Origin of the sequence: Pseudomonas orientalis (genome assembly GCF_001439815.1) — a bacterium.
Classification (GTDB): domain Bacteria; phylum Pseudomonadota; class Gammaproteobacteria; order Pseudomonadales; family Pseudomonadaceae; genus Aquipseudomonas; species Aquipseudomonas orientalis.
Genome location: NZ_JYLM01000007.1, coordinates 1 through 22,925, shown reverse-complemented (window position 1 = coordinate 22,925; position 22,925 = coordinate 1). Strand labels below are relative to the sequence as shown.

20 protein-coding genes are annotated in these 22,925 nt (G+C 59.6%); 11 read left to right on the top strand and 9 right to left on the bottom strand.

Translation table 11 applies throughout. The features are described from left to right. Positions 1 to 54: 54 nt before the first annotated feature. The 3 genes from zapE to TU82_RS17450 form a co-directional block, all read right to left on the bottom strand. Positions 55 to 1,149 (bottom strand): cell division protein ZapE, encoded by a 1,095-nt coding sequence (gene zapE, locus TU82_RS17460; protein WP_057724535.1) that lies wholly within the window; start codon positions 1,147 to 1,149, stop codon positions 55 to 57. Positions 1,150 to 1,232: 83 nt separating this feature from the next. Next, positions 1,233 to 2,588: a tryptophan--tRNA ligase gene (locus tag TU82_RS17455; protein ID WP_057724534.1), complete on the bottom strand. Its 1,356-nt coding sequence runs from the start codon at positions 2,586 to 2,588 to the stop codon at positions 1,233 to 1,235. A 16-nt stretch (positions 2,589 to 2,604) separates the two neighbouring features. Then, positions 2,605 to 3,234: an alpha/beta hydrolase gene (locus TU82_RS17450; protein ID WP_057724533.1), complete on the bottom strand. Its 630-nt coding sequence runs from the start codon at positions 3,232 to 3,234 to the stop codon at positions 2,605 to 2,607. 146 nt (positions 3,235 to 3,380) lie between these two features. Between TU82_RS17450 and TU82_RS17445 the strand changes: the two genes are divergently transcribed. Further along, positions 3,381 to 3,818, top strand: coding sequence for a Z-ring associated ZapG family protein (locus TU82_RS17445; RefSeq protein WP_057724532.1), 438 nt, complete (start codon positions 3,381 to 3,383; stop codon positions 3,816 to 3,818). A 195-nt stretch (positions 3,819 to 4,013) separates the two neighbouring features. On the opposite strand, the gene TU82_RS17440 is transcribed toward TU82_RS17445, so the two are convergent. From TU82_RS17440 to TU82_RS17430, 3 genes are all read right to left on the bottom strand, one after another. Then, the gene (locus tag TU82_RS17440; RefSeq protein WP_057724531.1) at positions 4,014 to 5,738 is read right to left on the bottom strand and encodes an ABC transporter ATP-binding protein/permease; all 1,725 of its coding nucleotides are present in this window, start codon (positions 5,736 to 5,738) and stop codon (positions 4,014 to 4,016) included. Positions 5,739 to 5,838: 100 nt separating this feature from the next. Next, a complete protein-coding gene (locus TU82_RS17435; protein WP_003171731.1) occupies positions 5,839 to 6,399 on the bottom strand; it encodes a response regulator transcription factor in 561 nt (186 codons plus the stop codon). Further along, positions 6,392 to 7,654 carry an ATP-binding protein gene (locus tag TU82_RS17430; protein WP_057724530.1) on the bottom strand — a complete coding sequence of 421 codons (1,263 nt, stop codon included), beginning with the start codon at positions 7,652 to 7,654 and terminating at the stop codon, positions 6,392 to 6,394. Before TU82_RS17430 ends, TU82_RS17435 begins: the two co-directional genes overlap by 8 nt. A 205-nt stretch (positions 7,655 to 7,859) precedes the next feature. On the opposite strand from TU82_RS17430, the gene TU82_RS17425 reads away from it, so the two are divergent. The 10 genes from TU82_RS17425 to TU82_RS17380 all read left to right on the top strand — a co-directional run bounded on the left by TU82_RS17425 (position 7,860) and on the right by TU82_RS17380 (position 21,263). After that, a complete protein-coding gene (locus TU82_RS17425) occupies positions 7,860 to 8,573 on the top strand; it encodes an SIMPL domain-containing protein (RefSeq protein ID WP_057724529.1) in 714 nt (237 codons plus the stop codon). 91 nt (positions 8,574 to 8,664) lie between these two features. Continuing rightward, positions 8,665 to 10,266, top strand: coding sequence for an ABC transporter substrate-binding protein (locus TU82_RS17420; RefSeq protein ID WP_057724528.1), 1,602 nt, complete (start codon positions 8,665 to 8,667; stop codon positions 10,264 to 10,266). A gap of 258 nt (positions 10,267 to 10,524) precedes the next feature. Beyond that, complete coding sequence (locus TU82_RS17415; protein WP_057724527.1) at positions 10,525 to 12,153, top strand: ABC transporter substrate-binding protein; 1,629 nt, start codon at positions 10,525 to 10,527, stop codon at positions 12,151 to 12,153. A gap of 301 nt (positions 12,154 to 12,454) precedes the next feature. Further along, positions 12,455 to 14,059 carry an ABC transporter substrate-binding protein gene (locus TU82_RS17410; protein ID WP_057724526.1) on the top strand — a complete coding sequence of 535 codons (1,605 nt, stop codon included), beginning with the start codon at positions 12,455 to 12,457 and terminating at the stop codon, positions 14,057 to 14,059. 171 nt (positions 14,060 to 14,230) lie between these two features. Continuing rightward, a complete protein-coding gene (locus tag TU82_RS17405) occupies positions 14,231 to 15,625 on the top strand; it encodes an OprD family outer membrane porin (protein WP_003188488.1) in 1,395 nt (464 codons plus the stop codon). 80 nt (positions 15,626 to 15,705) lie between these two features. After that, positions 15,706 to 17,304: an ABC transporter substrate-binding protein gene (locus TU82_RS17400; protein ID WP_057724525.1), complete on the top strand. Its 1,599-nt coding sequence runs from the start codon at positions 15,706 to 15,708 to the stop codon at positions 17,302 to 17,304. Positions 17,305 to 17,380: 76 nt separating this feature from the next. After that, complete coding sequence (locus TU82_RS17395) at positions 17,381 to 18,391, top strand: ABC transporter permease subunit (protein ID WP_003171721.1); 1,011 nt, start codon at positions 17,381 to 17,383, stop codon at positions 18,389 to 18,391. 10 nt (positions 18,392 to 18,401) lie between these two features. Further along, the gene (locus TU82_RS17390; protein ID WP_057724524.1) at positions 18,402 to 19,313 is read left to right on the top strand and encodes an ABC transporter permease subunit; all 912 of its coding nucleotides are present in this window, start codon (positions 18,402 to 18,404) and stop codon (positions 19,311 to 19,313) included. Between the two features lie 10 nt (positions 19,314 to 19,323). Then, positions 19,324 to 20,292, top strand: a complete 969-nt coding sequence (locus tag TU82_RS17385) for an ABC transporter ATP-binding protein (RefSeq protein ID WP_057724523.1) — start codon at positions 19,324 to 19,326, stop codon at positions 20,290 to 20,292. Then, positions 20,292 to 21,263, top strand: a complete 972-nt coding sequence (locus tag TU82_RS17380; protein ID WP_057724522.1) for a peptide ABC transporter ATP-binding protein — start codon at positions 20,292 to 20,294, stop codon at positions 21,261 to 21,263. Before TU82_RS17385 ends, TU82_RS17380 begins: the two co-directional genes overlap by 1 nt. Positions 21,264 to 21,456: 193 nt before the next feature. On the opposite strand, the gene TU82_RS17375 is transcribed toward TU82_RS17380, so the two are convergent. From TU82_RS17375 to TU82_RS29015, 3 genes are all read right to left on the bottom strand, one after another. Further along, positions 21,457 to 21,702, bottom strand: coding sequence for a hypothetical protein (locus TU82_RS17375; protein WP_057724521.1), 246 nt, complete (start codon positions 21,700 to 21,702; stop codon positions 21,457 to 21,459). Between the two features lie 204 nt (positions 21,703 to 21,906). Then, the gene (locus tag TU82_RS17370) at positions 21,907 to 22,377 is read right to left on the bottom strand and encodes a hypothetical protein (RefSeq protein WP_057724520.1); all 471 of its coding nucleotides are present in this window, start codon (positions 22,375 to 22,377) and stop codon (positions 21,907 to 21,909) included. A 351-nt stretch (positions 22,378 to 22,728) separates the two neighbouring features. Continuing rightward, a partial coding sequence (locus TU82_RS29015) for a hypothetical protein (RefSeq protein WP_211269735.1) occupies positions 22,729 to 22,925 on the bottom strand: 197 nt, incomplete at its 5' end.

Below are 22,925 nucleotides of genomic sequence, written 5' to 3'. Positions count from 1 at the left end.
TGATCCACCGCTATCGGGGGCAAGCCCCCTCCCACAGTTTGATTTGCATTGATCTTAGGGTTTGTGTCCGCGCGAGAGGAATTCGTGGGACTGCATTTCCAGCAAACGGCTCAAGGTGCGCTGGAATTCGAAATTCAAGCGACCGCCGGTATACAGGTCCTTGAGTTCGACTTCCGCCGAGATGATCAGCTTGACGTTGCGGTCGTAGAATTCGTCGACCATGTTGATAAAACGCCGCGCGATGTCGTCGGTGGTCACGCCCATCTGCTCCACGCCGCTCAAGATCACCGCATGGAAGATCTTGCCCAGTTCGATGTAGTCGTTCTGGCTGCGCGGGCCGTCGCACAGTTGACGGAATTCAAACCAGGCCACGTCATCGCAGGTACGCAAGGCGATGATTTCGCGGTTCTCGATCATCAGCTTGTCGTTTTCCACCGCCTGGGTGCATTCCGGCGTCAGCGCGCGGAAGCTTTTCTTCAGGCTTTCGTGGGCCGCTTCGTTGAGCGGGAAGTGGAACAGCTCCGCCTGCTCAAGGTGACGCAAACGATAGTCGACGCCGCTGTCGACGTTGACGATGTCGGTGTTCTGCTTGATCAACGCAATGGCCGGCAGGAAGCGTGCGCGCTGCAGGCCGTCCTTGTAGAGGCCATCGGGCACGATGTTCGAGGTGGCGACCAGGGTCACGCCGTTCTTGAACAGTTCTTCCATCAAGGTGCCGAGGATCATGGCATCGGTGATGTCGGAGACGAAGAATTCATCGAAGCAGATTACCCGCGCTTCGTCGGAGAAACGCTTGGCGATGATCGTCAGCGGGTTTTTTTCACCCGGCAGGGTCTTCATCTCTTCGTGCACACGCTTCATGAAGCGGTGGAAGTGGGTACGCACCTTTTCCTTGAACGGCAGCGCTTCGAAGAAGGTGTCCACCAGGTAAGTCTTGCCCCGGCCGACGCCACCCCAGAAGTACAGGCCCTTGACCGGCGTGTGGTCTTTTTTGCCAAACAGCTTGCTGAACATTCCCGGCTTGGTTTGCGAGGCCGCGACCAGGTCTTCATACAGGCGCTGCAAATGACGCACCGCATTTTCCTGGGCCGCGTCATGGAAGAAGTCAGGGCGTTTCAGATCAGCTTGATATCGTTCTAGGGGCGTCATAATTTCGTTAGCAAGGCAACAAAAACGGGCCGTCACTGTAACGACGGCCCTGGATAATGGCAATCAACCCTTGGTCGGGTTAATTAATCCTCGAGGGGGGTCAACGCAACCCGCAGGGCTTCGATACCGGCATCTCGTTGCGCAGCATCCGCGTAAATAGCCGAGCTTTCTGCCACACACTCACCGTCGAGCCAAACATTGAAGCCATACGCTTCGGTGCGAATGTCCAAAGTTTGACCGGATTGCAATTGCTTAATCACCGCGCCAGCCTTTTTGCCATCGGCAAATTCGCTCGACAGCAACAATGGCGAGCCATCAGCGGCAAGTACACGGAAACGGAAGCTGTTGCCTTCGCGAAAACTGAGAACACGAGAAGATTTAGCGGCTTTCTTCTTCGCCGCGACCGGCGCCGCAGCCTGGTTGACGAACGAGCGCAGGCCCACCGCTTCACGCAGCTCGGCGAGGAACGGCGCCGCCACGGCACGGGCTTTTTTCGCGCCGACCAGCAGCAGGTCTTCCATGTCGGACGGGCGCGACATCAGTTGATGGTAACGCTCGCGCGCTTCACCGAGTTGGCCGTCGAGCAGTTGGAACAGACGATTTTTCGCTTCACCCCAGCCAAGGCCTTGCAGCAGTTCGCCACGCAATTCTTCTTCCTGGGCCTTGGTCGCGAACGCCTGGTACAGGGTAAACAGATGCGAGTTGCCCGGGTCCTTGGCTTCGCCGGGCGCGCGCGAGTCGGTGACGATCCGCGAGATCGCGTCCTTCATCTCCTTGGCGCTGGTGAACAACGGGATGGTGTTGTCATAGCTCTTGGACATCTTGCGTCCATCCAGCCCCGGCAAGGTGGCGACGCTTTCTTCGATCAACGCCTCGGGCATGGTGAAGAACTCTTTGCCCTTGCCGAACAGGTGGTTGAAACGCTGGCCGATATCACGGGCCATTTCCACATGCTGGATCTGGTCGCGACCCACCGGCACCTTGTGCGCGTTGAACATCAGGATGTCCGCCGCCATCAAGACCGGGTAGCTGTACAGGCCCATGGTGATGCCCGCGTCCGGGTCTTCGCCGGTCTCCACGTTCTTGTCCACCGAGGCCTTGTAGGCGTGGGCGCGGTTGAGCAGGCCCTTGGCGGCCACGCAGGTCAGCAGCCAGGTCAGCTCGGGGATCTCGGGAATGTCGGACTGGCGATAGAACGTCACCCGGTTCACATCCAGGCCGCCGGCCAGCCAGGTCGCGGCGATTTCCATGCGCGAGCGCTGGATGCGCTGCGGGTCATCGCATTTGATCAGGGCGTGGTAGTCGGCCAGGAAGTAGAAGGAGTCGGCATTGGCGTCTTCGCTTGCAAGGATCGCCGGGCGGATCGCACCGGCGTAGTTGCCCAGGTGCGGCGTGCCGGTGGTGGTAATGCCGGTGAGGATGCGGGTACGGGTCGTCATGGGTGATCGCTTGTCATCAATTCGAAAGGCGTGGCAGCACCAGATCCTTGAGATCGGTCAGCTTGCCATGAAAAAAGTGTCCGCATTCTGCCACTTTCAGCAGCGTATGGGGGCGATTCAAGGCTGCGGACCAGTCGTAGACGATTTGCGGGTTAACCACTTCGTCGCTTTCCGGTTGGATCAGGGTCAACGGGCAGCCTTGGGGCAACACGTCCGACTCGCCCAGGCGCATCACCGCCGCAGCGACCATAAACAGGTGCGCGAGCTTCTCGCCCTTGGCTTCCAGACGCCCGCCGAGACTGGCAGCCACGTAACCGCCGAAGGAAAAACCCAGCAAGGTGATCGGCAGGTCCGGGTGTTTTTCCCGCAGCCAGGTGGCGACCGCTTCGGCGTCGTCGACTTCACCGCTGGCCATATCGTGGGAACCGGCGCTGGCGCCGACGCCACGATAATTGAAACGCAACGTAATCAAACCGGCATCGCGGGCGGTGCGTTGCAGGGTCGACACGACTTTATTGAGCATGGTGCCGCCCTGCACCGGGTTGGGGTGGCAGATCAACGCCAGGCCACGTGGTTCGGGGTGATCCAGGTACAGGGCTTCCAATTGCCCTACCGGGCCATCGATCAAAACGGGGGTTTCACGCATGAGCAAGGATGAACTCCGTGACCTCTCAAGGGGTCGACTCGTCTAGCTAAAAGTCTGTGCATGGCATCATTGCGAGCTTAATCGCGGTATACAGCGCAGGTTTGAGCCGTTAACGTAAAGCAAAGCCGTTTATAGAGGAAGGACTCGTGGAACACTCGCTCTTAGTTTGGTTGTTGCCGACTCTTGCCCTGGTTGCCGGTGTCGCCATTGGATTCCTGGTTGCTCGCCTGCTGCCGAATGCCGCGCCTAACCGCACGCAACGTCAGTTGGATGACATTCAGGAACGTTTTGACAGTTATCAGAACGAGGTTGTTACCCACTTCAACAGCACCGCGACCCTGGTCAAGAAGCTCACCCAGAGCTACCAGGAAGTACAGGATCATCTCGCCGATGGCGCAAACCGCCTGGCCCTCGACGACATCACCCGCCAGCGCCTGCTGGCCGCGCTGCATTCCGATGCACCGCAAACCCCACGGGAACGCCTGACCCCGCCCCGGGAAAACCAGGAACCGCCGCGGGACTACGCGCCAAAAACGCCGGACGCCCCAGGCATGCTGGATGAACATTACGGCTTGAAGAAGTAGGTCATCCTCAAGCAATAAAAAAGCCCGGCTGATCGATGATCAGCCGGGCTTTTTGTTGGGGCTAAGTTTCCCTGAAAACGGAGATCCAATGTGGAAGGGGGCTTGCCCCCGATGGCAGTGTGTCAGACCCGAATCAGGTGACTGACACACCGCCATCGGGGGCAAGCCCCCTCCCACACTTGACCCCACATGACCCTAGGCTGGCTGTTGTTCCTGCAACCGCCCACCCTCGATCCGCACATGCCTTCCATGAAAGCGCTTGAGGCTGCTGCGGTGGCCAACGCTGACGATGCTCAGCCCCGGCAGTTCATCGATCAGCGCCTGGTACAACGTCGCCTCATCCTCTTCATCCATGGCAGAAGTGGCTTCGTCCATGTACAGCCATTGCGGCGCGAACAACAAGGCGCGGGCGAAGGCCAGGCGCTGCTGTTCGCCCGGCGAAAGCATGCGTTGCCAGTGATTGGCTTCATCCAGGCGACCAACCAGATGCGGCAAGCGGCAGGTTTCCAGGACCTGTGCATAACGTTCTGCCGGATAGACGCTGTCGTCCTGTGGATAACTCAGCACCGCCTTGAGCGTGCCTATCGGCAGGTAAGGCTTCTGCGGCAGGAACAAGTAGCGCGTCGCCGGTAGCCGAATGCTGCCATGACCGGCCGGCCACAGATGGCCCATTGCCCGCAGCAAGGTGCTCTTGCCGCTGCCGGAACGCCCACTGAGCATCACGCGCTGGCCAGGCTCCACGCTCATGTCGGCGTCGGTGAGCAGGTGACGGCCGTCGGCCAGGTCCATGCCCAGATCCTTGATCACCAGGCGTTCGCCTTCAGGGCGCACATCGATGGCCGGAGCACGCTGTTCGTTGTCGCTCATGGCCTGCTGGAAACTCAGCAGACGGTCACTGGTAGCGCGCCACGACGCCAATTCCGAGTAGGCGTTGATAAACCAGCTGAAGTTTTCCTGCACGTTGCCGAATGCCGAGTTGATTTGCATCAGCTCGCCCAGTTCGATCTTGCCGGTGAAGTAGCGCGGCGCAGCGACGATAAACGGGAAGATAATCGCGATCTGGCCGTAGCCGGCGGTAAAGAAGGTCAGGCGCTTGGACACTTTCATCATGTCCCAATAGTTGTGCCAGACTTTGCCGAAGCGCGTGCTCAGGCGCTGCTTTTCATTCGGTTCGCCGTTGTACAGCGCGATGCTTTCGGCATTTTCACGCACCCGCACCATGGAGAAACGCAAGTCCGCTTCGAAGCGCTGTTGCTGGTTGCTCAAGCCGATCAAGCGACGCCCGATCAAGTGCGTCAGCCAACTGCCCACGGCGGCATACAGCAGCGCGCACCAGAACATGTAGCCGGGAATCGTGATGCCGAACACCTCGATGCTGCCCGACACGCCCCACAGGATGATCGAGAACGACACCAGGCTGACCACGTTGCGCAACAACCCCAGGCCCAGGCTCAAGGTGCTGGAGGTGAAGGTGTTGAGGTCTTCGGAAATCCGCTGGTCCGGGTTATCGGTGTAGCCGCCCTGCTCCAGCTGGTAGTAGTTCTTGTGGGCGAGCCAGCGTGCGAAGTGCTTTTCGGTCAGCCAGGCACGCCAGCGGATGGTCAGCATCTGGGTCAGGTACAAGCGGTACACCGCGCCCAGGATCGCCACGGCCGCGATGCCGCCGAAGTAACCGATCAGTTGCCAGAAGGCGGCCGTGTCCTTCTTCTCCAAGGCGTTGTAGAAATCCTTGTACCAGTGGTTGATCCACACCGAGATCGCCACGCTAAACAGCGACAACCCAATCACGGCGGCCAGCAGCAACCAGGCCCTGCCCTTCTCTTCACTGCGCCAATACGGCGTGATCATCGCCCAGGTTCGGCGGAAGAATTGCCCACGCACCGCATCATTGACCGCAGAGTACTCAGCGTTCTGATTCATTGTTCAGGCTCGGTAGGGAAAATATGACAGGCGTTTGAACCGATCATAGGCGATCGGTTCAGGGCTCCGTGCGGCCTGAAGCAGCTTGTTCAGTCTTCGTTCAGCGGCGTACCGGACGCTTCTGCAATTTGCGCTGCAACGTCCGACGGTGCATGCCCAACGCGCGCGCAGTGGCGGAGATGTTGCCTTCATGCTCGGTCAGTACGCGCTGGATGTGTTCCCACTGCAGGCGATCCACCGACATGGGGTTTTCCGGCACCAGGGTGTCGAGGTCGGCGTGCTCGGACAGCAGCGCGGCGAGCACGTCATCGGCATCCGCAGGCTTGCACAGGTAATTGCAGGCGCCACGCTTGATGGCTTCGACGGCAGTGGCGATGCTGGAATAGCCGGTGAGGATCACCACACGCATCTCCGGGTCCAGCTCGAGCAGCTTGGGCAACAGTACCAGGCCCGAGTCGCCGTCCATTTTCAGGTCGAGCGCGGCGTAGTCCGGCAGGTCGGCCTGGGCGATGGTCAGGCCTTCTTCGGCTGAGCCTGCGGTGCTGACGCGAAAGCCGCGACGGCTCATGGCGCGCGCCATCACGCGGGTAAAGGTGGCGTCATCATCTACCAGCAGCAGGTGCGGCAGTTCTTCGCCTTCGACTTGGATCTCGTCACTCATCGATATCTCCTCGTGCGACACGGGGCAGGCGCAGCTCGGTAAGCGTGCCACCTTCCTCATGACTATAGAGCTTCACTGAGCCGCCCGCGCGGGTCACGCTGGCCTTGCTCAAAAACAGGCCGAGGCCGAAGCCTTTGCCCTTGGTGGTAAAAAAGGGCTTGCCGATCTGCTCGGCAATGGCCAGCGGCACGCCCGCGCCGTGGTCACGAATGCTGATGGTGACGTTTTCCGCGTCCCAGTCCAACTGCACGCCCAGGCCTTCAGGGCAGGCATCGGCGGCATTGTTCAACAGGTTGAGCAAGGCCTGGGTGAGATCCGGCGGCGGCGCCATGCGCGGTACGCTGCCCTGGCCCAACAGGCTGAAACGGTAACTGGCTTCGGGGCGCATCAGGTGCCAGCGGTTCAGGGCTTCATCGAGCCACTGGGTGACATCCTGCATCTCGACCGCCAGACGCCGATTGGCTTCGGCGGCGCGCACCAGTTGCTGCAAGGTCAACTTGCACTGTTTGACCTGTTCCTGCAGCACGCTGAGGTCATCCTGCAATGCAGGGTCGTGATGGTCCTGGGTCATCTCCTTGAGCAGTACGCTCATGGTCGCCAGCGGCGTGCCCAATTCATGGGCGGCACCCGCCGCCTGGGTGGCGACCGCCAGCAGTTGCTGGTCGCGCAGGCCTTCTTCGCGGCGAATCGCGCGCAGTTCTTCCTGACGACGCAACTCTTCGGCCATGCGTGCGGCAAAAAACGTGATGACGGCGGCAGACAAGGCAAAGCTGAGCCACATGCCGTAGATCTGCAGATTTTCCCGAGCGATCGGAAAGGTCTGCAGTGGATAGAATTGCGCCAGCAGCAGCGTGTACAGCGTCAGCGCGATGCCCGACAGCACCACCGAATAGCGCCATGGCAAGGTCACGGCGGCAATGGTCAGCGGCACCAGGTAATAAGACACAAACGGATTGGTGGAACCACCGGAGAAGTACAGCAACACACTGTGGATAAACAGGTCGCAGGCCAATTGCAGCGCGTATTCCAACTCGGTGACCGGCCAGGTGGTGCGCAAGCGGATGGCGGTAAACGCACACAGCACAGTGGAGAAGCCGAGGGTCACGGCCAGTTGCAGCCAGGGCAGCGGCAGCAGGTCGAACCAATAGGCGAGCCCGACGGAACCGGCCTGCGCGGCCAATACCAGGGTGCGGATGAACGTCAGGCGCCAGAGGTTCTGGCGGGTGGCGGAAGTCAGTTTTACGGCGGCGAGCATGAGCTCTCCCGATGAGCGCTGCAGGCGGATCGGCACGAGTATAAACGAAGCAGACCCGCCGGCACGGCGCGTGTGGCTCTTTGACGCAGGCCGGACAGATGACCATTCGTCGCCGCCTCCACGACATGTAGGGAATATGTAAACCCGAAGAACCCGATGCCACCGTCTACAGTCATACCGAACACGACAATCTCAAGGAGCTTTCATGTCCCGTTTCACTCGCAGTGCCGCTGTCCTCACCCTCGGCGCCAGCGCCCTGGCCAGCCTGCCGGCCATGGCCGCCGATGAACTGCATTACAACCAGATCTCCCTGCGCGCCGAAGTCAGCCAGGAAGTGGCGCGCGACAAGATGATCGTGACCCTCTACACCGAATCGCAGAACGCGGACCCGGCCAAGCTTGCCGCCGAAATCACCACGACGATGAACACAGCCCTGGGCCAGGCCCGCGAAGTCAAGGCCGTGACCCTGCGCCAGGGCAGCCGCAACAGCTACCCGATCTACGACAGCAAGAACCAGAAAATCACCGGCTGGCGTGAACGCGCCGAACTGCGTCTGGAAAGCGCGGACTTCCCGGCGTTGTCCAAACTCACCGGCGAGCTGTTGAACACCCTGAAAATGGACAGCATGGACTTTGCCATCGCCGACGGCACGCGCAAGGCCAGCGAAGATGCGCTGCTCAAAGACGCGGTGGCCGCGTTCAAGGCCCGTGCGCAACTGGCCACCGATGCACTCGGCGGCAAGGGCTACAAGATCGTCAACCTGAACTTCAACACCAACGGCTACCCGATGCCCTATGCACGCGGCGCCATGATGATGAAAGCGGCGATGGCCGATTCAGCGCCCACGCCTGAAGTGGAAGCCGGCACCAGCCAGGTCAGCATGAGTGCAGACGGCGTGGTTGAAGTGCAGATGCAGTGACCCCTACCTGACAACCCTGAACGGCGGTAACCTCGGTGACCGCCGTTTTCATTTGCGCTGCTTTTACAGGGCTGCCATTGCTGGGGTCTCCATGCACAGAATTGCCTTCAAACCGCTCCTCCTCGCCGCCGGCCTCCTGGCCTTCATGCCCATGGCGCACGCAGCCACCACCCTGGTCTACTGCTCCGAAGCCAGCCCCGCCGGCTTCGACCCCAGCCAGTACACCAGCGGCACCGACTTTGATGCCTCTGCCGAAACCGTATTCAACCGCCTTACCCAGTTCAAGCGTGGCGGCACCGAAGTCGAGCCCGGCCTCGCCACCCGCTGGGATGTGTCCGACGACGGACTGACCTACACCTTCCACTTGCGCGATGGCGTCAAGTTTCACACCACCGATTTCTTCACCCCGACCCGCGACTTCAACGCCGATGACGTGGTGTTTACCTTCAACCGCCTGCTGGATGCCGAAAGTCCGTTTCGCAAGGCCTACCCCTCCGAGTCGCCCTACTTCACCGACATGGGCCTGAATACCACGATCAAAAGCCTCGACAAACTCGACGACCGCACCGTGCGCTTCAATCTGAACAACGTGGATGCCTCGTTCGTACAGAACCTGGCGATGAGTTTCGCCTCCGTGCAATCGGCCGAGTACGCCGCCCAGCTCCTCAAGCAAGGCAAGGCCGAGGACATCAACCAGAAACCGGTGGGCACCGGCCCGTTCGTGTTCAAGCGCTACCAGAAAGACTCACAGATCCGCTACGTTGCCAATAAACAATATTGGAAACCCGAAGATGTGAAGCTCGACAATCTGGTTTTCGCCATCACCCCGGACGCCGCCGCACGCCTGCAGAAACTCAAGGCCGGTGAATGCCAGGTCAGCGGCTACCCGCGCCCCGCCGACATCGAGGTGATGAAGCAGGACCCTGACTTGCGGGTGCTGCAACAGGCCGGCTTCAACCTGGGTTTCCTGGCCTACAACGTCACCCATCCGCCGCTGGATCAGCTCAAAGTGCGCCAGGCCCTGGATATGGCCATCGACAAGCCTGCAATCATCAAGGCGGTTTACCAGGGCGCCGGACAATTGGCGCAGAACGCGCTGCCACCCGCGCAGTGGTCTTACGACCCGACTATCAAGGATGCGCCGTACGATCCGACCAAGGCCCGGGCGCTACTAAAAGAAGCAGGGGTTGCACCAGGTACCACCATTGATCTCTGGGCGATGACCGTGCAACGCGCCTCCAATCCCAATGCGCGCATGTCCGCGCAAATGATCCAGCAGGACTGGGCCAAGGTCGGCATCAAGGCCAATATCGTCAGCTATGAGTGGGGCGAATACATCAAGCGCGCCAAGAATGGTGAACATGACGCGATGATTTACGGCTGGACCGGCGACAACGGCGACCCCGATAACTGGCTCGGCGTGCTCTACAGTTGTGCCGCGGTCAAGGGCAGCAACTACGCCAAATGGTGTAACCCGGCGTATGACAAGCTGGTGCAGCAGGCCAAGGTCAGCAACGATCGCGGCCAGCGCATCAAGTGGTATCAGCAGGCGCAACAAATCCTTAAGGAACAAGTACCTATAACACCTATCGCGAACTCGACGGTTTTCCAACCGATGCGCAAGCAAGTGCGCGATTTCAAGATCAGCCCTTTCGGGCTGACACCGTTCTATGGTGTGAGTCTAGATAAGTAACAACAATGCCCCAATCGAGTGCACTAGACGCCTCGATTGGGCTTTTCCGGTGCGCCACACGCACCGAAAAAACCCGCCAAACAGACACATTTATGTCGAAACTTTCATAAATGCGACATTCTTGTACGCCCGTCCCACTGTTTGACGCTTGCAACCGTTCAACATCTTGCAATGGGTATGGCGCCTGCATAAGTATCCGCAGGCCGACTCACGAGGTCGCCCTCACCACCAAAAATGACAACAAATCATGAGGCCAACATGCTTAAACACGCAGTCCTTCCGTTATTAGTGAGCGCTGGCCTTATGGCCGCAGCCCCATTTGCCCAAGCGGCAACTAACCTGGTGTTCTGCTCCGAAGGGAGCCCGGCCGGTTTTGACCCAGGCCAGTACACCACCGGAACAGACTTCGATGCCTCGGCCGAAACCATGTTCAACCGCCTGAGCCAGTTCGAACGCGGCGGCACCGCCGTGGTGCCAGGCCTCGCCACCCGCTGGGACGTGTCCCCGGACGGCCTGACATATACCTTCCACCTGCGCGAAGGCGTCAAGTTCCACACCACCCCGTACTTCAAGCCGACTCGTGAATTTTCGGCCGACGACGTACTGTTCACCTTTAACCGGATGATCAATAAAGACGATCCATTCCGTAAAGCCTACCCCACCGAGTTTCCGTACTTCACGGACATGGGGATGGACACCAACATCAAGAACATCGAAAAGATCGATGACCACACCGTCAAGTTCACCCTTGGCAAAGTGGACGCTGCGTTCATCCAGAACATGGCCATGAGTTTCGCCTCGATCCAATCCGCCGAATACGCCGCGCAATTGTTGAAGGAAGGCAAACCCGCCGACATCAACCAGAAACCGGTGGGTACTGGCCCGTTCGTGTTCAAGAGCTACCAGAAAGACTCGAACATTCGCTACACCGGCAACAAGGACTACTGGAAACCTGAAGACGTGAAGATCGATAACCTGATCTTCGCCATCACCACTGACCCGTCGGTGCGTATCCAGAAGCTCAAGAAAAACGAATGCCAGGTCACCCTGTTCCCACGTCCGGCCGACCTCAAGGCGCTGGGTGAAGACAAGGACCTGAAACTGCCGCACCAGGCCGGTTTCAACCTGGGCTACGTGGCCTACAACGTGATGGACAAGGTCAAGGGCAGCGATCAGCCAAATCCACTGGCCGACCTGCGCGTACGCCAGGCGCTGGACATGTCGGTGAACAAGCAGCAGATCATCGACTCGGTATACCAGGGGGCAGGTCAATTGGCCGTCAACGCCATGCCGCCAACCCAATGGTCCTACGACACCACCATCAAGGACGCCGCCTACAATCCTGAGAAAGCCAAAGCGCTGCTCAAGGAAGCCGGTGTCAAGGAAGGCACCGAGATCGTACTGTGGGCCATGCCGGTTCAGCGTCCGTACAACCCGAACGCCAAACTGATGGCTGAGATGCTGCAGAACGACTGGTCCAAGATCGGCTTGAAGGTCAAGATCACCAGCTACGAGTGGGGCGAATACATCAAGCGCTCCAAGGGCGGCGAGAACCAGGCCATGATCATTGGCTGGAGCGGCGACAATGGTGACCCGGACAACTGGCTGAACGTGCTGTTCGGCTGCGACTCGCTGTCGGGCAACAACTTCTCCAAGTGGTGCGACAAGAAATTCGACGGCATCGTGAAAGAAGCCAAGGCCACATCGGATGTCGCCAAACGCACCGAGCTGTACAAGCAGGCGCAACATGTACTCAAAGACGCAGTTCCGATGACACCTATCGCGCACTCGACGGTGTATCAACCCATGCGCAACACCGTGCAGGACTTCAAGATCAGCCCGTTTGGCTTGAACTCCTTCTACGGTGTCGGCGTAAGCGGCAAGTAAGGATCAGTAACGGCGACGTTCGTAACGTCGCCGTTATTCCATCCGCCAGGCCGTAGGAAACAGACCACACTGCAATCGTTGCCGTCCTACAGCAATGAACTGCGCTCTGTGTCTCCGTTGCCTACAAGGTCAATCCGATTTGGCGCATTTACTGTGAAGTCCGCGACCCATAACGTCGTAGGACAGCAGAGGCCCCACTTTGGGAAAGGCGCTCGCTGTGTGTGGGATCAGTGATGTCTCCCTGGCTGTGGCCAGTGGGATCGCTCGCTGTTGATAACTACAAACAAGGATCGGGATCGTCATGCGCCATACCACCGTTCTATCCGCACTGTTTGCCACCAGCCTGTTGGCCGTGGCCACGATGGCTCAAGCCGCCGACAAGAAGAGCCTGGTGTTCTGCTCCGAGGGCAGCCCTGCAGGCTTTGATACCGCGCAATACACCACCGCCACCGACAATGATGCTGCAGAGCCGTTGTACAACCGTCTGGTCGAATTCGAAAAAGGCGCAACTGACGTAGTGCCTGGCCTGGCCACCAAGTGGGACATCTCCGAAGACGGGCTCACCTACACCTTTCATCTGCGTGAAGGGGTGAAGTTCCACAGCAACAAGGAATTCAAGCCGACGCGCGACTTCAACGCCGACGACGTGCTGTTCACCTTCAACCGCATGCTTGACCCCGACCATCCGTTTCGCAAGGCCTACCCTACCGAATTCCCCTACTTCAACGGGATGAGCCTGAACAAGAACATTGCCAAGGTCGAAAAAACCGACCCGCACACCGTGGTGATCACCTTGAACACGGTCGATGCCGCGTTCGTGCAAAACATTGCCATGAGCTTCGCCGCGATCCTCTCCGCCGAGTATGCCGATCAGTTGCTCAAGGAAGGCAAACCCAGCGATATCAACCAGAAGCCAATCGGCACCGGCCCGTTTGTGTTCCAGCGGTACCAGAAAGACTCGCAGATTCGCTACGTGGCGAACAAACAGTACTGGGACCCGAGCCGGGTCAAGCTCGACCAGTTGATCTTCGCCATCAACACCGACGCGTCGGTACGCGTGCAGAAGCTCAAGGCCGGCGAATGCCAGGTCACCCTGCATCCGCGCCCCGCCGACGTCGACGCACTCAAGGCCGACCCGAACCTGCAACTGCTGACCAAGCCGGGCTTCAACCTCGGCTACATCGCCTACAACGTGCGCCACAAGCCGTTCGACCAGCTCGAAGTGCGCCAGGCGCTGGACATGGCGGTGAACAAGCAGAGCATCCTCAATGCCGTCTACCAGGGCGCGGGGCAACTGGCGGTGAACGCCATGCCGCCAACCCAGTGGTCTTACGACGACAGCATCAAGGACGCCGCCTACAACCCGGAAAAAGCCAAGGAGCTGCTCAAGGCCGCCGGCGTGAAGGAAGGCACCGAGATCACCCTGTGGGCGATGCCGGTTCAACGTCCATACAACCCCAACGCCAAGCTGATGGCTGAAATGCTGCAGAACGACTGGGCCAAGATCGGCCTGAAAGTGAAGATCGTCAGCTACGAATGGGGCGAATACATCAAGCGCACCAAGAACGGCGAGCACGATGTCAGCCTGATCGGCTGGACCGGCGACAACGGTGACCCGGACAACTGGCTGGGCACCCTCTACAGCTGCGACGCCATCGGCGGGAACAACTACTCCATGTGGTGTGACCCGGCGTACGACAAGCTGATCAAGCAAGCCAAGGTCGTTACCGACCGTGAACAAAGGACTGTTCTGTACAAACAGGCGCAGCAACTGCTCAAGCAGCAGGTGCCGATCACGCCAGTCGCCCACTCGACGGTCAACCAGCCGTTAAGCGCCAAAGTCGAAGGTTTCAAAGTGAGCCCCTTCGGCCGCAACGTGTTCTCGGGCGTCAGCATCACCCCATAAGAAAAATAACCGGATTGCGCAGGGCGAAGTTGGCCCTGCGGCAAACGTGCAGCCTTTTGTTGGGATTTTTCCTACGCCAAACGTTTGCAACAGCTTGAACGAGTTACACACCCAATAGCCGGTTCACCTAAAAAGACCGGCATAAAAAAGAGAACCAAAGGAGCTTCACCCATGAAACTGAGCAGCAAAGCGCTTCTGGCCCTGGCCATCAGCAGCATCACGGCCACCGCCTACGCTGAAACCCAGAGCCAGGACTTCGTTCCTACCACTCTGGCCGGCACCAGCGCCCAAAGCGAGGCCAAGGGCTTCATCGAAGATTTCAGCCTGGGCGGCACCACGCGTAACTGGTACTCCCATGAAAGCAAATACCGTGGGGGCACCTTTTCTTACCAGAAGCATGGCCAGACCCTGACCGACCGCAACCGTACCAACTGGGTGCAGGGCACCATCCTCAACGCCAGCTCGGGTTTCACTCAGGGCACTGTCGGCGTCAAGACCGAAGTAGCCGTGTACAACGCGCTGGTCCTGGACCGCAGCAAGCGTGATATCAAGGGCGGCTCCAACCGCACCCTGGCCGACTCCAACGGTGATGCCGTAGACCAATGGAGCAAACTGGGCCTGGCCAACGTGCAGTTCCGCGTATCCAACACTACGCTGACCGCCGGTCGCCAGAACTTCAGCAGCGGCATCGTCGACACCATCGGCAACCGTGCGCTGCCTTCAAGCTTCCAGGGTGTGAGCTTCAACAGCGAAGAATTCAGCAACCTGTCGTTCCAGGGCGGCGTGTTTGATCGCGTTTCCCCGCGTAGCGAACAGAGCCTGTCGAAATTTCGCAGCGAATACGGCAATGGCGCGGAGACCGACAAAGTCTCCACCCTGGGTGTGAACTACCAGCCGCTGAAAAGCCTGAAGACCAGCTTCTTCGCCGCCAACGTGAAGGACTTCTGGAACCAGTACTACTTCGGCGCCACCCACGAATTGGGCGACGCTCAGCAACTGGGCCTGACCACCGGCTTCAACTACTACAAGACGGTCGATGAAGGCAAAAAAGAGATGGGGGAAATCGACAACGATACCTTCTCCCTGTCCCTGGGGCTGACTCACCAGGCCCACAGCCTGACCTTCGGCTACCAGCAAGTGAACGGTAACGAGTACTTCGACTACCTGCACGAAACCAACGGCATCTACCTGGCCAACTCCCTGACGTCCGACTTCAACGGCCCGAACGAGAAATCGTTCCAGATCGCCTACGCCATCAACATGGCCGAATACGGCGTGCCAGGCCTGAAGTTCAACGCCTACTCGGCCCGCGGCTGGGGTATCGACGGTACCCACTACACCGGCAACAACGGTCGCGCCAAGTTCGCCTACGACGGCATTCAGTCCCAGGACGGCGAGAAGCACCAGGAATACGGTGTAGGCGCCTCTTACGCCCTGCAAAGCGGCCCACTCAAAGCCACTACCGTGCGCGCAACCTATGTTGAGCACCGTGGCAGCGAGTTCCAGTCCGACGGCAGCATCAAAGAGTTCCGTCTGGTCACCACCATCCCGTTCAACATTCTTTAATTAGCGCCAGGTAAGCGGCGGGCTCAGGACGAGCCCGCCGCCTTCGCGTTTCTGGCTCCATCGATTGCAGAGGGCTCTGAATGAAAATGCTCCCGTTACAAGCTGCCATGGCCGCTGCGCTGCTGAGCGTGGCGATCGGCGTTTCGGCCAAACCGCTGGTGGTCTGCACCGAAGCCAGCCCGGAAGGTTTTGACCCGGTCCTGTACACCACCGCCGTGACCGCTGACGCCGCTGCGGAAACCATGTTCAACCGCCTGGTGGATTTCAAGCCCGGCACCACCGAAGTGGTCGCTGCCCTGGCCAAGGATCTGCCGGAAATCAGCGCAGATGGCCTGACCTATACGTTCCACCTGCGTGACGATATCAAGTTCCACACCACCGATTATTTCAAACCCACGCGCAACATGAACGCCGATGATGTGCTTTGGAGCTTTCAGCGCCAGCTGGACCCGAATCACCCGTGGCATAAAAAGTCCAACGTGGGCTACCCGTACTTCGAAAGCATGGGCTTCAAGGACCTGCTCAAGAGCGTAGAGAAGACCGATGACCACACCGTCGTCTTTACCCTGACCCGTCCTGAAGCACCGTTCCTGGCCGACCTGGCCATGGCGTTTTCCTCGATCCACTCCGCCGAATACGCCGACCAGTTGCTCAAGTCCGGCAAGACCGATGACCTCAACGCCAAGCCGATCGGCACCGGGCCGTTCATCTTCACACGCTATGCCAAAGACGCCCAGGTGCGCTTCAAGGCCAACCCGGAGTACTTCCGTGGCAAGCCGCCGGCCGATCCGCTGATCCTGGCAATCACCACCGACAACAACGTGCGCCTGCAAAAGCTCAAGGCCAACGAGTGCCAGATCGCGCTGTATCCAAAGCCCGACGATGTGCCGAGCGTCAAGGCTGACCCGAATCTGAAAGTGGATGAACTGGCGGCGATGATGACCAGCTACACCGCCCTGAACACCACTCACAAATACATGAGTGATGCGCGGGTGCGCCACGCGATCAACATTGCGTTCGACAAGGCCGGCTACACCGACGCCCTGTACGGCAAAGGCAACGCAGTCGTCGGCACTGGCCCGTATCCACCGACCTTGCTGGGCTTCAATGACAAGCTCAAGAACCCGCCCCGCGACCTGGACAAGGCCCGCGCCCTGCTCAAGGAAGCCGGCGTACCGGAAGGCACCGAGTTCACCCTGTTCACCCGTAACGGCGGCGGCCCGACCAACCCCAACCCCATGCTCGGCGCCCAGCGCATGCAGGCGGATCTGGCGCAGATTGGCCTGAAGGTCAATATCAAGGTCATGGAATGGGGCGAGATGCTCAAGCGCGCCAAAGCCGGCGAACACGACATGGTTTCCGCCGGCTGGGCCGGGGATAACGGGGACCCGGATAACTTCCTCACCCCGAACCTGAGTTGCGATGCGGCGAAAAACGGCGAAAACTACGCCCGCTGGTGTAACAAAGAATTTCAAGACTTGATCGACAAGGCCCGCGCCGACGCTGAACCCGCCGAGCGCGCTGTACTCTATGAACAAGCCCTGGATGTGTTTGAAAAGGATCAGCCGTGGATTCCCATGGCTTACCCGAAAATGTTTACCGCCATGCGCAAGAACGTCGAGGGTTATACCCTGAGCCCTCTGACGACCAATAACTTCGCCACCACCCAGGTGAAGTAAATAAGAAAAACGCTCGGCGCCGTTGCTATTGACGGCGCCGAACCTGCCTAACCGGCTGATTGAGGTATACACCAAGATGTTTAGTTTTATTGCCCGCCGACTGGGGTTACTGATCCCCACGTTCTTCGGCATCACGTTGCTGACCTTTGCGTTGATTCGCATGATTCCTGGCGACCCCGTAGAAGTCATGATGGGCGAGCGGCGGGTTGACCCCGAAATGCATGCCCAGGCAATGGAACGCCTTGGCTTGAACAAGCCGTTGTATGCGCAATACCTGGACTACGTGGGCAAACTTGCCCAGGGCGACCTCGGCGAGTCCCTGCGCACGCGCACCAGCGTGTGGACCGAGTTCACCGCACTCTTTCCGGCGACCCTGGAACTGTCCATGGCCGCCCTGCTGTTCGCCGGTATCCTGGGCCTGCTGGCCGGGGTGATCGCGGCACTCAAACGAGGATCCCTGTTCGACCACGGGGTAATGGGCATCTCCCTGGCGGGCTATTCGATGCCGATCTTCTGGTGGGGCCTGATCCTGATCATGTTCTTCTCGGTGAGCCTGGGCTGGACCCCGGTGTCCGGGCGTATCGACCTGCTCTACGACATCGAGCCGCGCACCGGCTTCATGCTGATCGACACGCTGCTGGCCGACGAGCCGGACGCCTTCTGGGACGCGCTGCATCACCTGATCCTGCCGGCCATCGTGCTGGGCACCATCCCGCTGGCCGTGATCGCGCGAATGACCCGTTCGTCGATGCTCGAAGTGCTGCGTGAAGACTACATCCGCACCGCCAAGGCCAAGGGCCTGTCGCCGGCGCGCGTGGTGTTCGTGCACGGTCTGCGTAACGCGCTGATTCCGGTGCTGACCGTGGTGGGCCTGCAAGTCGGCACACTGCTGGCCGGCGCCGTACTCACCGAAACCATCTTCTCGTGGCCCGGCATCGGCAAATGGCTGATCGAAGCCATTGGCGCGCGGGACTACCCGGTGGTGCAGAACGGCATTCTGCTGATCGCCTGCCTGGTGATCCTGGTGAACTTCGTGGTGGACATCCTCTACGGCTTCGCCAACCCACGCATCCGTCACCAGCGCTGAGATCATGACCATGACTACCTCTACTCCAGTGTCAGCAGTCGATCAGAGCCTGCTGTACCCGTCCCCGTACAAAGAATTCTGGCAAGCCTTCTCCAAGAACAAAGGCGCGGTTGCCGGGCTGCTGTTCATGCTGCTGATCGTGTTCTGCGCGATCTTCGCGCCGTGGGTTGCACCGCATAACCCGAGCGAGCAGTACCGCGATTTCCTGCTCACCCCGCCGTCCTGGCTCGAGGGCGGGCAGATCCAGTTCCTGCTCGGCACCGACGAACTGGGGCGTGACTTGCTCTCGCGCCTGATCCAGGGTTCGCGCCTGTCGCTGCTGATCGGCTTGTCGTCGGTGGTGATGTCGCTGATCCCGGGCATCCTGCTGGGCCTGTTTGCCGGTTTCTTCCCGCGTTTGCTCGGTCCGACCATCATGCGTTTGATGGACATCATGCTGGCCCTGCCGTCGCTGCTGCTGGCCGTGGCGATTGTCGCCATCCTCGGCCCTGGCCTGATCAATACCGTGATCGCTATCGCCATCGTGTCGCTGCCGTCCTACGTGCGCCTGACCCGCGCTGCGGTGATGGGCGAGCTGAACCGTGACTACGTGACTGCCGCGCGCCTGGCCGGTGCCGGCCTGCCACGCCTGATGTTCATCACTGTGCTGCCTAACTGCATGGCGCCGCTGATCGTACAAGCGACCTTGAGCTTTTCCTCGGCGATCCTCGATGCCGCGGCCCTGGGCTTCCTGGGTCTTGGCGTACAACCGCCAACGCCTGAGTGGGGCACCATGCTGGCTTCGGCCCGTGACTACATCGAACGCGCCTGGTGGGTGGTGAGCCTGCCGGGTCTGACCATTTTGCTCAGCGTGCTGGCAATCAACTTGATGGGTGACGGCCTGCGCGACGCGCTGGACCCGAAACTCAAGAACGCCGCCTGAGGAGATTCCCATGTCACTGTTAGAAATCAAGAATCTCAACGTGCGCTTCGGCGACAAGACCGCCGTACCGGTGGTCGATGGCCTCGACATTACGGTCGACAAAGGCGAAGTCCTGGCGATCGTTGGCGAGTCGGGCTCGGGCAAATCCGTGACCATGATGGCGCTGATGGGCCTGATCGAGCATCCCGGCATCGTCACCGCCGATGCGCTGAACTTCGACGGCAAGAACATGCTCAAGCTCAGCAACCGCCAGCGCCGCCAGATCGTCGGCAAAGACCTGGCGATGGTGTTCCAGGACCCGATGACCGCCCTGAACCCCAGCTACACCGTGGGTTTCCAGATCGAAGAAGTGCTGCGCCTGCACCTGAAAATGTCCGGCAAGCAAGCGCGCAAGCGTGCCATCGAACTGCTGGAAAAGGTTGAAATCCCGGGCGCCGCCAGCCGTATGGATGCCTACCCGCACCAATTGTCCGGCGGCATGAGCCAGCGCGTGGCAATCGCCATGGCGATTGCCGGCGAACCGAAACTGCTGATCGCCGATGAACCGACCACTGCTCTGGACGTGACCATCCAGGCGCAGATCATGGAACTGCTGCTGGCCCTGCAGAAAGAACAGAACATGGGCCTGGTGCTGATCACCCACGACCTGGCGGTGGTGGCTGAAACCGCCCAGCGCGTCTGCGTGATGTACGCAGGCCAAGCGGTGGAAGTCGGTCAGGTGCCGCAACTGTTCGACATCCCGGCGCATCCTTACAGCGAAGCCTTGCTCAAGGCGATTCCGGAACACAGCCTGGGCGCCACGCGGCTGGCCACGCTGCCGGGCATCGTGCCGGGCCGTTATGACCGCCCGCAGGGTTGCCTGCTCTCGCCGCGTTGCCCGTACGTGCAGGACAACTGCCGCACCCAGCGCCCGAGCCTTGATCCGAAAACCAACAGCCTTGCGCGCTGCTTCTACCCCTTGAACCAGGAGGTGGCGTAATGGCCGTCGTTCTTACCGCCCGCGACCTGACCCGTCACTACGAAGTGTCCCGTGGCCTGTTCAAGGGCCACGCCACGGTGCGTGCCCTTAATGGTGTGTCCTTCGAACTGGAAGCCGGCAAGACCCTCGCCGTAGTGGGCGAATCGGGCTGCGGCAAATCCACCCTGGCCCGCGCCCTCACGCTGATCGAGGAGCCGTCTTCGGGCTCGCTTAAAATCGCCGGCCAGGAAGTCGCCGGTGCCGACAAGGCCCAGCGCAAGCAATTGCGCAAAGACGTGCAGATGGTGTTCCAGAGCCCGTATGCCTCGTTGAATCCCCGGCAGAAAGTCGGTGACCAGCTCGGCGAGCCGCTGTTGATCAACACCAACTTGTCCGCCGCCGAGCGCCGCGAGAAAGTGCAGGCGATGATGAAGCAAGTGGGCCTGCGCCCCGAGCATTATCAGCGCTACCCGCACATGTTCTCCGGCGGTCAGCGTCAGCGTATCGCCCTGGCCCGGGCGATGATGCTGCAACCCAAAGTGCTGGTGGCGGATGAGCCGACCTCGGCGCTGGACGTGTCGATCCAGGCCCAGGTGCTCAACCTGTTCATGGACCTGCAGCAGGAATTCAACACCGCCTACGTGTTCATCTCCCACAACCTGGCGGTGGTGCAGCATGTGGCCGACGACGTGATGGTGATGTACCTCGGCCGCCCGGTAGAAGTGGGCCCCAAGGAAGACATCTACGCCCGCCCGCTGCACCCCTACACCCAGGCGCTGCTGTCGGCCACCCCGACCATTCACCCGGATCCGAACAAGCCGAAGATCAAGATCGTCGGCGAGCTGCCCAACCCACTGAACCCGCCGCCTGGCTGCGCGTTCCACAAGCGCTGCCCGTATGCGACAGCGCGCTGCAGCACCGAGGAGCCGCTGTTGCGGCCGTTGGATAATCGGCAGGTGGCTTGCCACTACGCGGAGCAGTTTGTGGCCTGAGCGATCGTTCCCACGCTCTGCGTGGGAATGCCGCCTGGGACGCTCTGCGTCCCGTGGTGTGACGCGGAGCGTCACGGGATGCATTCCCACGCGGAGCGTGGGAACGATCAGTGATACAGCGTTCTACAGCCCTTCCCGTCAGGTTGCGCATCAGCCTGGCGGGAAGGGCTTCTTTTTGGGTTAGCGCCGCGTCTCAGGTCTCGCCGTCGTCAAAGGTCTCACTGTCCTCCCCTTCGTTGACGGGGTTTTCCGGATCCCTGACATCGGTGGGCTGAGGCTGCGGTTTCCAGCTGCCGGAATTGACCTCGTTGGCCTTTCTCTTGGTGACAGGGCCGGTGTCCTTCCATTGGGGCGTACCATCGACAGCCAGTGCCGGGAGCGTCGTCAGCCCCGGGCCTGCCAGTAGCATCAGACAAATAGCGTATCGAACATTGCGCACGGTGGTCTCCTTCGCAGTCAATGTGTGAACGCTAGACCCGATGCAGGGTTCTCGCCAATCTCCAGCCCTATAGAGATCAAAATGTGGGAGGGGGCTTGCCCCCGATAGCAGTGGGTCAGGACGTTACATGTCACTGATAGACCGCCATCGGGGGCAAGCCCCTCCCACAGTTGATTGCTCAGCCGCAATCGAGGAGGTGTGTGGTTATCGCCACAGCTCATCGCCCGCCGGGCTATCCTTATCGCTTGGAGAAACAACTTTACTATCAAATCCGTTAATAACTCCCCGCCCTGAAACATGAATCTCTTCTCTATTACCCCATCGGTTTTTAGCAATAAAATCAAAATCAAAATCAATGCTGGGGTTGTCTCCCAGCGAAATGGCGTGGATATTGAAGGTTCCACTTATCGCCGGCCAACTATTAAGGCTCGCATGGTTATACCAGGCTATGGCATCACCCTCGCCAACAGGCGCAATGGAATAAGAACCGACAGCAAAATCGTCTCCTCTCCAAGCCACGTAGGCCGCAGGGGAAAAAGAACCTTTACTTCCGCCAAAAGTCAGGACCCCTCTATCGTCCTTGTTAAATAAAAAATCCTTCGCGCTGAAATCAAGCTTCTTTTCGACGTAAACATCCAAATGCCCGGTCGGCGCCATAACTTTTGTAGTTCCCATAGCCTTTTCCTCCTCAGCTAGACAGCTAACGTTCAACTATAAAAAATACCGTTTGCCCCACACTCCTTATTCACATCACAACTCAACGTTAGTAGCGGAAAAAGCACCTGTCTACTGCCAACATTAACAGTAGACACACCAACGCTATTCATATAAATGCCGACTGGATTCAGTCAGCCTATTGACCCGGCGCCGCCGAGCAACAAGCGGATGTCCTGTATCTTTGCCCTGACTTACATGCATGCAGAAGCTCGACACACATTCAGACCAAAGCTATTGGCAGCACAGTTATAGGGCCAACAAAAAGAGCGAAGCCATGACAGCTTCGCCCTCTCTGCTACCGTTCAGACCTTAATGGTGTTCCCGGGTCGCGCGGAATTTCACATCCGGCCAGCGCTCTTCCATCAGCGCCAGGTTGAGCGATCGTTCCCACGCTCTGAACTGACCCCCAAAGGTTGGACACAACTTGGGGGTGTCATGGTTAAGTATACAGAACAGGCAAAACTCGCGGCGGTGCAGGACTATTGCGCAGGCAGTGCTGGCTTGAG